Below are 14,020 nucleotides of genomic sequence, written 5' to 3'. Positions count from 1 at the left end.
GCCTGTCGCGTGCCGAGGTCGCGTTTGCCCTACTGCTCGACCGCGATGAGCACGGGGTCGCCGTGCACGTCGATCGTGACCACGAGCAGCGCGTCGGTCTCATCCGGGCTGATCGAATACTCGAGCACGGCGAAGTGCTCCTCGCTGCGGTGGTGGTGGGGGTGGAAGCCCACCCGCTGCAGCTGGATGGATCGCAGGAAGTCGATCTGCTTGTCACCGGAATCCCAGATCAGGGCGTCCTCGAGGGCCTCGGGATCCATCTCCTCCAGTTCGGATTCGATGTAGGCGCTGGTCACCGAGGCCTCCTTGCTGAGGTCGGCCACGAGCGACTCGCGGGCCTCGGAGTCGAGGTCCTCGAGCGCGTTCACCATGGCCGCGGCGATGTCGAGCGCCTCCGCCGAGACCGAGGCCTCGTCCGGCGAGCTGAGGTCGATCTGCACGTCCTCGTCGCCCAATTCGGCGAAGTCCGACCAGTACACCTCACCCTCGTCGTCGCTGCCGAGAATGCCGAAGAAATCGTGTTCGATGGTCATGACTGTCCTATCCGACGAGCTTTTGCGCGAATACGTGAGGCGTGAAACCGGTGAGGTCGTTGATGCCCTCGCCCTGACCCACGAGTTTGATGGGGATGCCGGTCTTCTCCTGAACGGCCAGGACGAATCCGCCCTTCGCGGAGCCGTCGAGCTTGGTGAGCACGAGGCCGGTCACGCCGGCGTGCTCGATGAAGGCCTCGGCCTGAGTGAGCCCGTTCTGGCCCGTCGTCGCGTCGAGCACGAGCAGGACCTCCGCGATGGGAGTCTGCTTCTCGACCACCTTGCGAATCTTGGTCAGTTCGTCCATCAGGCCGCCCTTGGTCTGCAACCGGCCGGCGGTGTCGATGATCACGATCTCGGTGCCCGTTTCGAGGGCCCGCTGCACGGTCTGGAATGCGACGGATGCCGGGTCCTGGCCGTGCGCCTGCGGCCGCACGATCTCGGCGCCGGCCCGCTCGGCCCAGGTGGCCAGCTGCTCAACGGCCGCGGCGCGGAACGTGTCCGCCGCACCGATCAGCACGCTGCGGTCGTAGGTGCGGAGGAACTTCGCGAACTTGCCGATCGTGGTGGTCTTGCCGACGCCGTTCACCCCGACGACGAGCACGACGGCCGGCCGGGCGCTGAGGTTGAGGGTGGAATCGAGCTTGGAGAGTCGTTCCTCGAGGCCTTCGCGCAGCATCCGATGCAGGTCGGTCGGGTCGGTCGTGTTGTACCGGGCGACCTTGGCCCGCAGGTCGGCCACGATCTCCTCCGTGATGCTCGGACCGAAATCGGCCTGGATGAGCGCGTCTTCGAGGTCGTCCCACGTTTCATCGTCGATGAGCTTCTTCGCGAACATGCCGCGCAGTGCGCCGGAGAGAGACCAGGGGGTGCGTTCAGCCATACGCCTAGCCTACGGCGCGCCCGATGCCCCAGGGGTTGGTCTCCGGCGTGCCTCGGTCGATAATCGGTGGGCACGCACCGAGCCGCAGTCGGTTTCTTACGGAGAAAGGAACGCCAGTGCCACACACCAACGAGTTGGATCCCCACCTTCGCACCCTCGCCGCGGCACTGGACGGGCGGCTGGTCCTTCCGGGCGACGCCGACTAGGACCAGGCGAGGTCACCCTGGAACCGGGCCGTCGAACAACGTCCCGCCGCGGTCGCCATTCCCGCAGGCGCCGACGATGTGCGACTCATTATCGACGCCGCCCGTGCCGGTGGCTACGAAATCGCGGTGCAGCCGAACGGACACGGGGCGAACAGTGACCTGCGCAACTGCATCCTGGTGCGTACTTCCGCCTTTGACGAGGTGACCATCAAGGTCGAAGAGCGCTTCACCCGGATCGGCTCCGGCGCCAAATGGGGCGCCGTGCTCCCCCGCCTCGAGGGAACCGGCCTCATCGCCCTGGCCGGTACCAACCCGGACGTGACCTGCGCCGGGTACCTGCTCTCGGGCGGGCACTCCTGGTTCAGCCGGTGTAAGGGGCTCGCCGCCCACTCCATCCGCGCGGTCGAGCTTGTCGACGCGCACGGTCGGCAGCGACGCGTGGTCGCGGACAGCACTGCCGAGGGCGACGCCGAGCTGCTCTGGGGGCTGCGCGGCGCGGCCGGTCTGCTCGGCATCGTGACGGCCATCGAGATCGACCTCTACCCCGCCCCCGCGCTCTTCGGAGGCAAGATCGTGTTCCCGCTCGAGGCAGCGGGAGTCGTGTTCGAGCGGTTCGCCGCGATCATGGCGACGGCACCCGACGAGCTGACCATCTTCGCCGGGCTGATCAACATGCCCGATCTGGAGGTGGTGCCGGAGCTCATGCGCGGCCACGGTTTCGCGACCATGGATGTCGTCTTCGTCGGCGACGCCGACGCCGCCCGCACGCTGATCGCCCCGCTGCTGGCCACGGCGCCCGTCATCGCCGACATGACCGCACCGTTCGAAATCGGGCACCTCGGCGAGGTTTCGGCCGAACCAGGCGACCCTCTCCCGTTCCTCGACTGGACCGCGGCCATCAGCGAACTCGGCGACGACGGGTTCGGCCCGCTGATCGAGGCGTTCACCGCAACGACCCCCGCCGGCATCAGCATGCTCGAGCTGCGGCCGCTCGGGGGCGCGATTTCCGATCCGGCCCCGGATGCCACGGGCATCGTCGGGCATCTCGAATCGCAGTACCTCGTCTACGCGGGAGCGGTCCTGCTGGACCCGAGTCGCCGAATCGATCGGGGCAGTGTCTTCGGGCCCTTCGAGAACGCGGTCCGGGAGATCGCGGTCCGGGAGATCGCGGACCCCGCATTGTGCCGACGTTCCTCGTCCCCGGGCAGGACCTGTCCGCGGCGTTGCCGCCGGAGAGCCTCGCCCGGCTGGGGCGGATCAAGCTCGCCGTCGACCCGGACGGCCTGTTCCGCAGCAACCGGCAGCTCCCGAGCTGAAACCAGTAGGCCCTGTCCGGCTGGGGAAGGACCGCGGCTAGGGAAGGACCGGGCCCACCGAGACCATCAGGCACAGCGCCAGGATGATCACCAGCGAGAAACGGAACATGCGGCGTGCCCACGGCGCGGGGTCGCCGGTGCGCAGGCCCACGATGCCGAGCCAGATCCAGTAGGCGCCGAGCACGCCCATCACGGTCGTGTACACGTACCCCACGTAGCCGAACACCGGCAGCAGCAGCGTCGACACGACGAAGGCGACCGTGTACACGAAGATCTGGATCGTGGTGTTGCGGATGCCCCGCACCACCGAGATGACCGGCACGCCGGCGCTGGCGTACTCGTCGTGGCGGTAGATGGCGATCGAGTAGAACTCCGGCATCTGCCAGAGGAAGACCGCCAGGAAGGCGAGGACCGCACCGATGTCGATGGCCCCGGAGACGGCGACGTAGCCGGCCAGGATCGGTGCGGCACCGGACACGCTGCCGACCAGGGTGCCGTGGATCGACAGGCGCTTGGACAGCATCCCGTAGAGCACGACGTAGACGAGGAAGCCGGCCAGGCCGACGACGACGACGAGCCAGTTCGTCCAGGCGGCGAGCATGCCCATGCCGAAGACGAAGAGCAGGATCGAGAAGATGACCGCGTTCCGCACCCCCACGCGCCCCGTGACGGTGGCCCGCTTCTTCGTGCGTTCCATCACCATGTCGATGTCGCGGTCGAGCACGTTGTTGAGCACGGTCGCGGAGGCGATCACGAGCGTGGTGCCGACGCAGAGCACCACGAACAGGAACAGGTCGACCTGGCCCCGGGCGGCGAGGAGGAAGCCGGCGGCGGCGGTGAGCGCATTGCCGTAGAGCACGCCGGGCTTGGTCAGCGAGTAGTAGCTGGTGAGCGTGTCGCGGAAGGACGTTCCGCTTCCGCGGGCGGCGAGGGCCCCATCGGTGCCGTCGACCCGGTCACGTGCTGAAAACGGGGCTCGCGCGGTCATACGGAAGGTGTTCCCATCGGGTAGGCGGTATACCTCAATCATAAGCGCCGGGGTCACAGGAGAAGGACGAACCGGCAGAATGGTGGGGTGACGATCCAACGCTCCCCCGCCCTCGTCGGCATCGCCCACGGCACCTCGTCCCCCGCGGGCCAGGCCGCGGTCGCCGGGTTGATGCGCGCGGTCGCCAAGGCGCATCCCGACCTGACCGTCACCCTCGGCTTCGTCGACGTGCAGCATCCGGACACGCCGGAAACCCTGGCCGCGCTGCCGGCCGGCCTGCCCGCCGTCGTGGTCCCGCTGCTGCTGTCGGCCGGGTACCACGTGCACGTGGACCTCACGGAGGCCGTCGACGCCGGTCCGAGCGTCAGGTGACGCTCGGACCGGCGCTCGGCCCCGACGACCGGCTGATCGCCCTGCTCCGGCACCGGCTCGAGGAAGCGGGCCTGGCGGAGGAGGACGTGGCGGAGGAGGACGTGGCGGTGCTCGCGGTCGCCGGCTCCAGCGACCCCCGCGCGGTCTCGGCCTGCCGGGTCGTCGCCGCGGGGCTCACCGCGGCATCCGGTCGGGAGGTCACCCTCGGTTTCCTCTCCGCCGCCACCCCGCGGCTGGCCTGCGCGGTCACGACGGCGCGGATCGAGAACCCGGGTCGCCGCATCGTCGTGAGCAGCTACCTGCTCGCGCCGGGATACTTCCAGGGGCTGGTCGAGCGGGCGGGGGCGGATGTCGTGACGCGCCCGCTCCTGGTGCCGAACGAGCCGGCCCCCGGGCTGCTCGTCGAGCTCGTGACCGGCCGCTACCGCAGCGCGCTCTGAGGCCGATCCGCCCCGGAAGGCGCCGGGCACCGTAGCCCCCGGCGACCTCGTCCGCGACTGTGTGACGCACCGCTACGGCGCGTGACCGGCCGTTACGGCTCCGGTGTCGCCCACCCCCCATCCTCGGTACGTTTTCTCCCACGCACCCGGCGCATCCGTTTTCGCCGCACGTCGCGTCCCAGAGGAGGAAACCATCGTGTCACCGAGCCAGACCGAGACGGCACAACCCGTGCGTCGCCCCCGCCCCTCCTCCCGGCCGAACGGCCAATGGAAGGTCGACGGCACGCCCCGTTACTTTCTTCGTAGCCCTTGATCGTGTAGTTATGTGAGGGTGTTGGCCTGTCAGGCCCGGCATGGTTCTTGCCCCCAGTCGCCCATGATCCGGGGGGTGTTGTCACCGGGCCTGACTGGCATCAGGTGATCGCTGATAGGGGCTGGACCGGGACTCGTCCCAGGCCGTTCGTAACGTGGATGCCGAGACTTGATGCCGCGGTTCAGGCCGACTTTTGGAACCTGAGACGGAGGATTCATGATCGAGAACTACGACAGCGTCGACGTCTTCATCGGCGTGGACGTCGGCAAAGGAGAACACCACGCGGTCGCCCTCGACCGGACCGGCAAACAACTCTTCGACAAGGCACTGCCCAATGACGAAGCGAAGCTCCGCGAGCTGATCGGGCAGCTGAAACGACACGGCCAGGTCTTGTTCGTCGTCGATCAGCCCGCGACCATCGGCGCCCTGCCGATCGCCGTCGCCCAGGCCGAAGACGTGCTCGTGGGCTACCTGCCGGGGCTGGCAATGAGGCGCATCGCGGACCTGCACGCGGGCGAAGCCAAGACCGACGCCCGCGATGCCGCGATCATCGCCCAAGCCGCGAGGAGCCTCCCGCACGCGCTGCGGTCACTGCAACTGGCCGATGAGCAGGTCGCTGAGCTCTCGATGCTTTGCGGTTTCGACGACGATGTCGTCGGCCAGATCACGGCCACGAGCAACCGTATCCGGGGCCTGCTCACCCAGATCCACCCTGCGTTGGAGCGGGTCCTGGGCCCGCACCTGGACCATCCGGCGGTGCTGGATCTGCTGCAGCGCTACCCAACGCCAGCGACGATGAAGGCCGCTGGCCCAACCCGACTCGGTAACCGGCTGCTGAAGTTGGCACCGCGAATGGGCCGGCGCCTCGCGGACGAGATTACCCAGGCGCTGGCCGAGCAGACCGTCGTGGTCACCGGCACGAACGCGACCAGCATCGTGCTCCCCAAGCTTGCCGAACAGCTCGCCGCGCTCCGCCGGCAACGGGACGAGATCGCCGTCGAAGTCGAGCGGCTCGTGGAGGCTCACCCTCTTCACCCCGTCCTGATCAGCATGCCCGGAGTCGGGATCAGGACCGCAGCCAGACTCCTCACCGAAGTCTCCGGCAAGGACTTCGCCTCCGCCGGCCACCTCGCCGCCTACGCTGGCCTGGCCCCCGTGACCAGGCGCTCCGGCAGCTCCATCCGCGGTGAACATCCCTCCCGGCGAGGCAACAAGATCCTCAAACGGGCGCTATTCCTCTCGGCCTTCGCCGCCCTCGCGACCCGGTCTCACGGGCCTACTACGACCGCAAGATCGCCCAAGGCAAGCGCCACAACCAAGCCCTCATCGCCCTCGCCCGANCATCGCCCTCGCCCGACGACGCTGCGACGTCCTCTACGCCATGCTCCGCGACGGCACCCTCTATCAAACCGACCATCAACTCGCCGCTTGACAAAAACATAGGGGCACCCCCCCCCGACAAGCGCGGGGCCCGGGTCTACTGTGTTGGCATGGTGACGAGCACATGGCCGGAGGAGTCCGTGCGCACCGGGATCAACCGGTGCGTCGAGGCCTGTGTCGCGCTCGTGCAGGTGAGCGAGGACTGCGCCGCCGCCTGCCTCGCCCTCGAGGGCAACGGTGAGATCACCCACTGCTTCCTGGCCGACCTTGACTGCATCGAGGTGTGCTCCGCGACCAGCCGGCTGCTGTCCTGGCATGTGCACAGCGACGGAGCGACCGCGATCGCCATGCTGGAGACGTGCCGCGAGTCCTGCTCGGCCTCGGTCGAGGCCTGCGAGCGGATGGCGGAGCTGTACCCGTCGTGGCTCACCTGCACCATGGCCTGCCGGCGCGTCATGGACGCCTGCGGCACGCTGCTCGCCGCGCTCTAGCCCGGGAGGCGGTGTGACCCTGGCCGCGGTGTAGTCCGCGCCGCGGTGTAGCCCGCGCCGCGCCGCGGCCGTCGCCGGTCAGACGAGCTGCGCCTCGTCCTTCACCACGCGCTGACCGACGACGGCCGAGACCCCGTCCTGCCGCATCGAAACGCCGTAGAGGGCATCCGCGATCTCCATCGTGCGCTTCTGGTGGGTGATGATGATGAGCTGGCTGGCGGCGCGCAGGTCCTCGAAGATGGTCAGGAGACGGCCGAGGTTGGCGTCGTCGAGCGCGGCCTCGACCTCGTCCATGATGTAGAACGGGCTCGGGCGGGCCTTGAAGATCGCGATCAGCAGGGCCACGGCCGCCAGCGAGCGCTCGCCGCCGGACAACAGCGACAGGCGTTCGATCTTTTTGCCGGCCGGTTTGACGGAGACCTCGATGCCGGTCGTGAGCAGGTTATCGGGGTCGGCCAGACGGATGCTGCCGCTTCCGCCCGGAAACAGCACCGGGAAGACCTCGGCGAACGCCGCCTGGGTGTCCTCGAAGGCGGCGCCGAAGATGGCGCCCATCTTCTCGTCGATCTCCTCGATGATCGTGAGCAGGTCCCGCCGGGTGTTGGTGAGGTCGGTGAGTTGCTCGGTCAGGAACCGGTGCCGCTGTTCCAGCGCCGCGAACTCCTCCAGAGCGAGCGGGTTGATGCGGCCGAGCTGGGCGAACCTGCGTTCGGCCACGGCGAGGCGCCGCTGTTGTTCCTCACGGTCGAAGCTCGAGGCCTCTCCGTTGGGGTCGTCCGCCGGGACTGGCTGGTCGGGGCCGTACTCGGCGACGAGCACCTCTTCCACCAGGCCGAGCTCGCTGCCGGCGCGTTCCAGCAGTCCGGAGAGGTGCAGTTTCTTCTCGTAGATCGCCAGTTCGAGCCCGTGCACCGTCTCGGTGACCGACTGCAGGCGGGTGCGCAGCGCGTTGTCGTCCCGGCGCAGCGCCGCCAGCTCCTCGTTCTGGCTGCTGCGCTCGTGCTCGGCGCCCGCCAGACGCACCCGGGCCTCGGCCACCGAGGCATCAACGGCGGCGAGCACCCGGGGCAGCGCCTGGGCGACATCCGTGGCCGCGGCCACCTGCCGGCGACGGATGACGGCGCGGCGAGCTGCCTCCTCGGCCGCGGCCCGCTCGGTCTCGCGCCGGCGGGCGAGGGCGTCCGCCCGGGCCTGGGCGGCCCGCACCCGTTCGCGGGCCGTCTCCACCTGCAGCCGGGACTCGACCTCGGTCTCGCGGGCGGCCTCGAGCGCGGCGTAGAGCAGGTCGCGGGAACCCGAGTCGAGGACCGGGCGCGGCCGGGCCCGCATCGAATCGAGTTCGGTCCGGGCCGCCTCGCTCGCCGCCTCGGCTCCGGCCACGGCCTCGCCGGCTAGGCGGAGGGCGGCGGAGAGCCGGTTGCGTTCGGCGGTGGCCGCCTCGACCTGCACGGTGGCACGGTTGGTCTTGTCGGCCTGGGCGGCCAGGCGGGAATCGTAGGCGCGGAGCCGGGCGAGGGCGCCCTGGGCCTGTTCCTTGCCGGTGCGGAGCAGGGCTCGCGCGTCGCCGAGGTCCTGGCCGACCACCTCAATGCGGGACGTCACCTCGCCGAGGGCTGCGGCTGCGGCATCGCGGTCGGCGACCAGCTCGAGCTTGCTGCGTTTGGCGCCGGAGCCGCCGCGCAGCACGTACTCGCTGAGCACGTCTCCCGTTCGGGTGATGATGGTGAGCGGTGGGCCCGCGGCCTCGCGGTTTAGGCCGCCGATGGTCCCGGCGGCGGCTGTGGCTGTGGCTGTTGCTCGGGCCGCGGCTCGTGCGGCGTCGAGGTCGTCCGCGATCACGGTGTGTTCGAGCAGGCCACGCACGCCGGCGGGCGCATCAATCACCGAGCAGGCCCAGACCAGGCCGTCAGGGAGGTCCTGCGGCTCCGCGCCACGCCCGGCGACCGGACCGGCACCCGCCTCGGCAATCGTCTCGGCAGCCGGCCCGGCGCCCGGCTCGGTACCCGCGTCGGCCACGACGAGCTCCACCCGGCCGAGGTCGTCGGCCCGGGCGCGCAGCACGGCATCGAAGGCCGCATCGAGGGTCTCGGCGAGCACGGCGTCGGCGAGCGACCCGAGGGCGGCGGCGATCGCGGCCTCGTAGCCCGGGTGCACCCGCACGTGATCGGCCACCAGCCCACGGATGCCCGTCAGCGCCGCGGCGACCAACGCCGACGAGCCGTCCTTCTGGTCCAGGGCGAGGGACAACGCCCCCGCGCGGGCCGCGAGCGCGTCCCGTTCCCGCTCGAGCAGGTGCAGCTCGTCGCGGCCGCGTTCGACCTCGCCCTCCGCGTCGACGACGGCGGCCCGGCATTGCTCGAGGGTGTCGGCCGGCGCGCCCTCGCCGAGGTCGGCGTCGGCTTCTTCAGCAGCCCCCTGCAGCGCGGCGAGCTGCGCCTCGGCGGCGGTGACCCGGCCGGTGGCTGCGTCGAGGGAGTTCTGCTGGCGCAGCACCTCACCGCGCACGGAAGCCAGCCGGGACGCCGCCGTCTCCGCCTGGCCGGTCAGCTCGGAGATCCGGAGGTCGTGCCTTGAGACCAGCACCGCCTGGGCGGAGATCTCCTCGTCGAGGGCGTCGAGCTCGCTGCGGGCCGCGGCGGTCGACGCACGCGCCGCCGCCCAGGCGGCCTCTGCCTCTGTGATGCGGTCGCCGAGGGCCGCAACCTCGGCGGCGGCATCCGTCAGCATGGTCGCGGACACGCTCGGGCCGGCGTCAGCGGGTTCGGCCTGGGCGCCCAGCAGGGCGAGGCGCTGGTTGGCCAGGGTGTACAGCCCCCGCAGGCGCTCCTGCACGGATTCGAGGCCGAAGCCGGTGCGCCGGGCCTGGTCGACGGCGTCGCCGATCTGCGCCTGTTCGAGCCGTTCCAGACGCAGTTGTTTCTGCTCGAGCTGCTCGGTCAGCACCAGTCGTTCGGCGTGCCGTTCGCTCTCGGTGCGCCCGTGGGCGTCCAGGGCCGTGCGGAGGGCGACGACGTCGTCGGCGAGTAGCCGGGCCCGCGCATCGCGGGCGACGGACGCGATCGTCTGCGCCTCCCGGGCGATCTCGGCCTGCCGGCCGAGGGGTTTGAGCTGACGGCGGATCTCCCCGGCCAGGTCGCTCAGCCGGGTGAGGTTGGCCTGCATGGCGTCGAGCTTGCGGAGGGTTTTCTCCTTGCGCCGACGGTGTTTGAGGATGCCGGCGGCCTCCTCGATGAACCCGCGCCGGTCCTCCGGGCTGGCGCGCAGCACGGCGTCCAGCTGGCCCTGCCCGACGATCACGTGCATCTCGCGGCCGAGGCCGGAGTCGCTGAGCAGTTCCTGCACGTCGAGCAGCCGGCAGGTCTGCCCGTTGATCGCGTACTCGCTGGCCCCGTTGCGGAACAGGGTGCGGGAGATGGTGACCTCGGTGTAATCGATCGGCAGCGCACCATCCGTGTTGTCGATGGTCAGCGTCACGGCCGCCCGCCCGAGCGGACCCTTGGTGGACGTGCCGGCGAAGATCACGTCTTCCATCTTGCCGCCGCGGAGCGTTTTCGCGCCCTGCTCGCCCATCACCCAGGCGAGCGCGTCGACGACGTTGGACTTGCCGGAGCCGTTGGGGCCGACCACGCAGGTCACGCCCGGTTCGAACGCGAACGTGGTCGGGTGGGCGAAGGACTTGAACCCCTTGAGGGTGAGGCTCTTCAGATACACGGCCCACCCTTTCCGTTTCGCTCGAGGCTCCGTTGCGCGTGCTGCCGGCCGCGGCCTTCTCGGCCAACTGCAGCGAGCTCTGCCAGCCACAGGCTCCGCCCGCTTTGCCAACCGCGACCGCCGCCCTGTCCCACGGTACCGGACTCACCCCGCCCGCCCCGTTAGGCGCGGTCCCTAACGAATTCGACGGAGATTTTGCCCGATCTGGGCTGAAACGGATGTTTTGGGCCCCGTTGGAGCAAAATCTCCGTCGAATTGGTTCAGAGGGCCGGGGAGAGCCGGCACTTGCTCACGGTCAACGAGGCGATCGGCTTCGTGCCAGTGGTCGCTGGGGAGACTGGCGCCGGGACGCCCGGTCACGCGCGGCCCCGCCCCTAACGAATTCGACGGAGATTCTGCCCGATCTGGGCTGAAACGGGCGTTTTGGGCATGTGGGGAGCAAAATCTCCGTCGAATTGGTTCTAGGGCAGCGGGGTCTAGGGCGGAGAGTTCTAGGGCGGCGGGCTTTAGCGCAGGCGCTGGCAGCGGGGGCAGAGGTGCGACGAGCGGTTCATGAACTGCTCGCGCACGAGCGGGGTGCCACAGACCGGGCAGGGTTTTCCCTGCCGGCCGTAGACGGACAGGCTGTGCGAGAAGTACCCGGACTGGCCGTTCACGTTCACGTACTGAGCGTCGAAGCTGGTGCCGCCCTCGGCGAGGGCGCGGTTCAGGATGCTGCGCACGGCGGCCAGCAAAACGCGGGCCTTCGCCGGCGAGAGCGACGCGGCCGGCTGCTCGTAGTGGAGGCGGGCGGCGAAGAGGGCCTCGTCAGCGTAGATGTTGCCGATCCCGCTGATCAGGGTCTGGTCGAGCAGCGCTCGCTTGATGCCCGTCTTCTTACGGGCCAGGGCCGCCAGGAACGACGAAGCGGAGAAGGAGACGTCGAGCGGGTCGCGGGCGATGTGCGCGACCTGCGAGGGGATCAGCCCCGACCACGCTCCGCCGGCCCGGCCGGAGAAGCCGGCGGGCAGTCCGTCCCTGGTGGGCGCCATGGTGTCGACGGCCATGCTCCCGAAGATGCGCTGGTCGACGAAGTTGAGCCAGATCTCGCCGTGGTCCGGGTGATCGAGGGCGAGACGGATGCGAAGCTGCGCGTCGGCATCCGTGCCCGGGCTGCGCAGCAGCACCTGGCCGCTCATGCCCAGGTGCACGACCAGTGCCCGCCCGGTATCCAGCGGCAGCCAGAGGAACTTGCCCCGGCGCACGGCGGCGAGGACACGGTGGCCCTGCAGCAGCTCGCCGAAGGGGCCCAGGGCGCGGTCGTGACGGCGCAGCGAGCGGTCCTCGAAGACCTCGACGCCGGCGATCACCGCTCCGGTGACGGCCGGTTCGACGCCGGCGCGGACGACCTCGACCTCGGGCAGTTCGGGCATGCGCGCGGTTCAGCCGGCCGGCGTCAGGGGGTGCTGAGCCGGGTCCAGGCGTCGAGCGCGGCAGCCATCTCGGCGTGCTTCTTGCTCGTGCCTTCGCCGGTGGCGGTGACGATGCCCACGGTGACCGTGGCGATGAAGACCTTGGAGTGGTCCGGGCCGCTCTCGGAGATGAGGTAGACCGGAGCCCCGGAGCCCAGCCGCGCCGCGGCCTCCTGCAGGCTCGTTTTCGGGTCCATGGAGACGCCGAAGTGTCCCGGGTCGTTCAGGAGCGGCTCGATCAGGCGCAGCACGAACGCGGTCGCGACCTCACCGCCGGAATCGAGGTAGACCGCCCCGATCAGCGCCTCGACGGTGTCGGCGAGGATCGACGACTTGTCGCGGCCGCCGGTGAGGATCTCGCCGCGGCCGAGCCGCACGTAGCCGCCCAGCCCGATCCCGCGCGCGATGCCCGCGAGGGCGACGCTCGACACTAGGCTGGCCCGGCGCTTGGCGAGGTCACCCTCGTCGAGCCGCGGGTACGCCCGGTAGAGCATGACCGTCACGGCCTGCCCCAGGATCGAGTCGCCGAGGAATTCCAGGCGCTCGTTCGTGGGCACGCCGCCGTGCTCGTACGCGTACGAGCGGTGGGTCAGGGCCAGCTCCAGCAGTTCCGGATCGATCTGCACGCCGAGCGTCGCCAGCAGGGCCGACATCTCGGGAGCGACGCTCACGAGTGACCGCCGAGAACACTGATGCCGCGACTCCACGGGCCGGAACCCGCAATGGGGTCCCCCGGCATCCGTCGGCGCGGCATCAGAGAATCGAGCACAACCGACTTAAACGTCGGCGACCTTGCGGCCCTTGTATTCCATGAACAGCGCCGTGCCGGCGGCGTCGGTGACGACCTTGGCGCGGTGCGGCAGGCTGTAGACGACTTTGCCGTTTTCCATGGTCTTGACCAGGGTGGGAGCCTCGGCCTTCCAGCAGGAACGACGTGAGCGGGTGTTGGAGCGTGATTGCTTGCGCTTCGGGACTGCCATGACTACTTCTCTTCTCTATCCGTTTCAGCCTGGATGTCTTCATCCGTGCCGCTGCTTTCGGAAGCTTGGAATTCCATCAGCGCGGCCCACCGGGGATCGCGCTTTTCTTCGGGTACGAATTCAGGGGCCTCGGCAAGCCGTTCACCGGTCTCGGGGTCGAGACCTGGGCAATCCGGCCGGCAAACCGGCTGGAACGGCAGTGACAAAACCACCGCATCCCTGATCAGAGGTTCAAGATCCACGTGGTCATCTTGAACTTCACTTTCATAAGCTTCGTCTAGAGAGTACGCGAAAAGCTCGTGAAACTCGACTTGGACCGGCAACTCGACGTCGATCAGGCATCGGCCGCACTCTCCGGCGGCGATTCCGGACACCTGGGCGGAGACGAGAATGCCTTCGTGCAGGGTCTCGAGACGCAGATTGGCGACGAGGGTCGAGCCGGCTTTCACGGCCACGAGGCTTTCGCCGAGGTCTTCCGGGACGGCGATTTCGAGGTGGCGCTCGTGCATGGTTCCCGGGCGGTTGATCAGGTCTCGCACATCGACCTTGTACGGGGTCTTCTTGAACTTAGTCACGGGGAATCATTCTACGCGTTCGCGGCTGGGTGTTCGCGTTGTCGCCCGGCTGCGGGCCGCCACAGCGACGCGGGCAGCAGCCGCGACCTCAGACGGATGCCCCGGGCCGACCCTTCGTGGACGGCGCGCCCGACCAGGTCGAGGTCCCCGACCAGCGCCGATGCCTGCGTGGCTGCCCGTTCCGCGGCCTGGTCATCGCCCGCACCGGTGCCGGTGCGAAGTTCAGGGCGAGGTTCAGTGCGAGGGGCAGTGCCCGCCCGCGAGAACCGGTCCCGTTCCGTGGCGAGGAGAAGCCGGTCGAGGGCCGCGGCGGCCCCGGGGCCGGGCGCGCCGGGCGGCGCGCGCTGCGGCTCCCCCGACGGCTCCCCCGGTCGCTCCCCC

Annotated in this window: 13 protein-coding genes and 2 pseudogenes; 6 read left to right on the top strand and 9 right to left on the bottom strand. The window is 69.6% G+C overall.

The window, feature by feature from the left end:
* Positions 1 to 29: 29 nt before the first annotated feature.
* On the bottom strand, positions 30 to 533 hold the full coding sequence (locus E3O49_RS17350) for a DUF2004 domain-containing protein (RefSeq protein WP_134368276.1): 504 nt from the start codon (positions 531 to 533) through the stop codon (positions 30 to 32).
* A gap of 7 nt (positions 534 to 540) precedes the next feature.
* A complete protein-coding gene (gene ftsY, locus E3O49_RS17345) occupies positions 541 to 1,416 on the bottom strand; it encodes a signal recognition particle-docking protein FtsY (RefSeq protein ID WP_134368277.1) in 876 nt (291 codons plus the stop codon).
* 284 nt (positions 1,417 to 1,700) lie between these two features.
* Here ftsY and E3O49_RS18990 point away from each other — a divergent pair.
* Positions 1,701 to 2,000, top strand: a pseudogene (locus tag E3O49_RS18990) (FAD-binding protein); the annotation flags it as partial.
* 803 nt (positions 2,001 to 2,803) lie between these two features.
* Positions 2,804 to 2,938 carry an FAD-binding oxidoreductase gene (locus tag E3O49_RS17335; RefSeq protein WP_134368278.1) on the top strand — a complete coding sequence of 45 codons (135 nt, stop codon included), beginning with the start codon at positions 2,804 to 2,806 and terminating at the stop codon, positions 2,936 to 2,938.
* Between the two features lie 37 nt (positions 2,939 to 2,975).
* Here E3O49_RS17335 and cyoE read toward each other — a convergent pair whose 3' ends face one another.
* Complete coding sequence (gene cyoE, locus E3O49_RS17330) at positions 2,976 to 3,926, bottom strand: heme o synthase (RefSeq protein WP_160140999.1); 951 nt, start codon at positions 3,924 to 3,926, stop codon at positions 2,976 to 2,978.
* Positions 3,927 to 4,013: 87 nt separating this feature from the next.
* Between cyoE and E3O49_RS17325 the strand changes: the two genes are divergently transcribed.
* The 4 genes and pseudogenes from E3O49_RS17325 (at position 4,014) to E3O49_RS17310 (ending at position 6,922) form a co-directional block, all read left to right on the top strand.
* Entirely contained in the window at positions 4,014 to 4,298 is a 285-nt protein-coding gene (locus E3O49_RS17325) for a sirohydrochlorin chelatase (protein ID WP_241975781.1), read from the top strand.
* On the top strand, positions 4,295 to 4,738 hold the full coding sequence (locus tag E3O49_RS17320) for a sirohydrochlorin chelatase (RefSeq protein ID WP_241975780.1): 444 nt from the start codon (positions 4,295 to 4,297) through the stop codon (positions 4,736 to 4,738). The genes E3O49_RS17325 and E3O49_RS17320 overlap by 4 nt, the downstream gene beginning before the upstream one ends.
* 529 nt (positions 4,739 to 5,267) lie before the next feature.
* Positions 5,268 to 6,483, top strand: a pseudogene (locus E3O49_RS17315) (IS110 family RNA-guided transposase).
* 58 nt (positions 6,484 to 6,541) lie between these two features.
* Complete coding sequence (locus tag E3O49_RS17310) at positions 6,542 to 6,922, top strand: four-helix bundle copper-binding protein (protein WP_134368280.1); 381 nt, start codon at positions 6,542 to 6,544, stop codon at positions 6,920 to 6,922.
* A 78-nt stretch (positions 6,923 to 7,000) separates the two neighbouring features.
* Here the strand turns inward: E3O49_RS17310 and smc are convergent, their stop codons facing one another.
* The 6 genes from smc to E3O49_RS17280 form a co-directional block, all read right to left on the bottom strand.
* Positions 7,001 to 10,633: a chromosome segregation protein SMC gene (gene smc / locus E3O49_RS17305; RefSeq protein WP_134450890.1), complete on the bottom strand. Its 3,633-nt coding sequence runs from the start codon at positions 10,631 to 10,633 to the stop codon at positions 7,001 to 7,003.
* A 506-nt stretch (positions 10,634 to 11,139) separates the two neighbouring features.
* Positions 11,140 to 12,045, bottom strand: a complete 906-nt coding sequence (gene mutM, locus E3O49_RS17300; RefSeq protein ID WP_134365140.1) for a bifunctional DNA-formamidopyrimidine glycosylase/DNA-(apurinic or apyrimidinic site) lyase — start codon at positions 12,043 to 12,045, stop codon at positions 11,140 to 11,142.
* A 23-nt stretch (positions 12,046 to 12,068) separates the two neighbouring features.
* The gene (gene rnc, locus E3O49_RS17295; protein ID WP_134365142.1) at positions 12,069 to 12,737 is read right to left on the bottom strand and encodes a ribonuclease III; all 669 of its coding nucleotides are present in this window, start codon (positions 12,735 to 12,737) and stop codon (positions 12,069 to 12,071) included.
* Positions 12,738 to 12,860: 123 nt separating this feature from the next.
* Complete coding sequence (gene rpmF / locus E3O49_RS17290) at positions 12,861 to 13,064, bottom strand: 50S ribosomal protein L32 (protein WP_066596228.1); 204 nt, start codon at positions 13,062 to 13,064, stop codon at positions 12,861 to 12,863.
* A gap of 2 nt (positions 13,065 to 13,066) precedes the next feature.
* Positions 13,067 to 13,639: a YceD family protein gene (locus E3O49_RS17285; RefSeq protein ID WP_134365141.1), complete on the bottom strand. Its 573-nt coding sequence runs from the start codon at positions 13,637 to 13,639 to the stop codon at positions 13,067 to 13,069.
* 11 nt (positions 13,640 to 13,650) lie between these two features.
* The coding region (locus tag E3O49_RS17280; RefSeq protein ID WP_198417460.1) for a hypothetical protein at positions 13,651 to 14,020 on the bottom strand (370 nt) is incomplete at its 5' end.

The organism is Cryobacterium shii (assembly GCF_004402595.1).
Lineage (GTDB): Bacteria > Actinomycetota > Actinomycetes > Actinomycetales > Microbacteriaceae > Cryobacterium > Cryobacterium shii.
The sequence above is the reverse complement of the archived record's forward strand: the minus strand, read 5'-3'. Positions and strand labels throughout refer to the sequence as shown.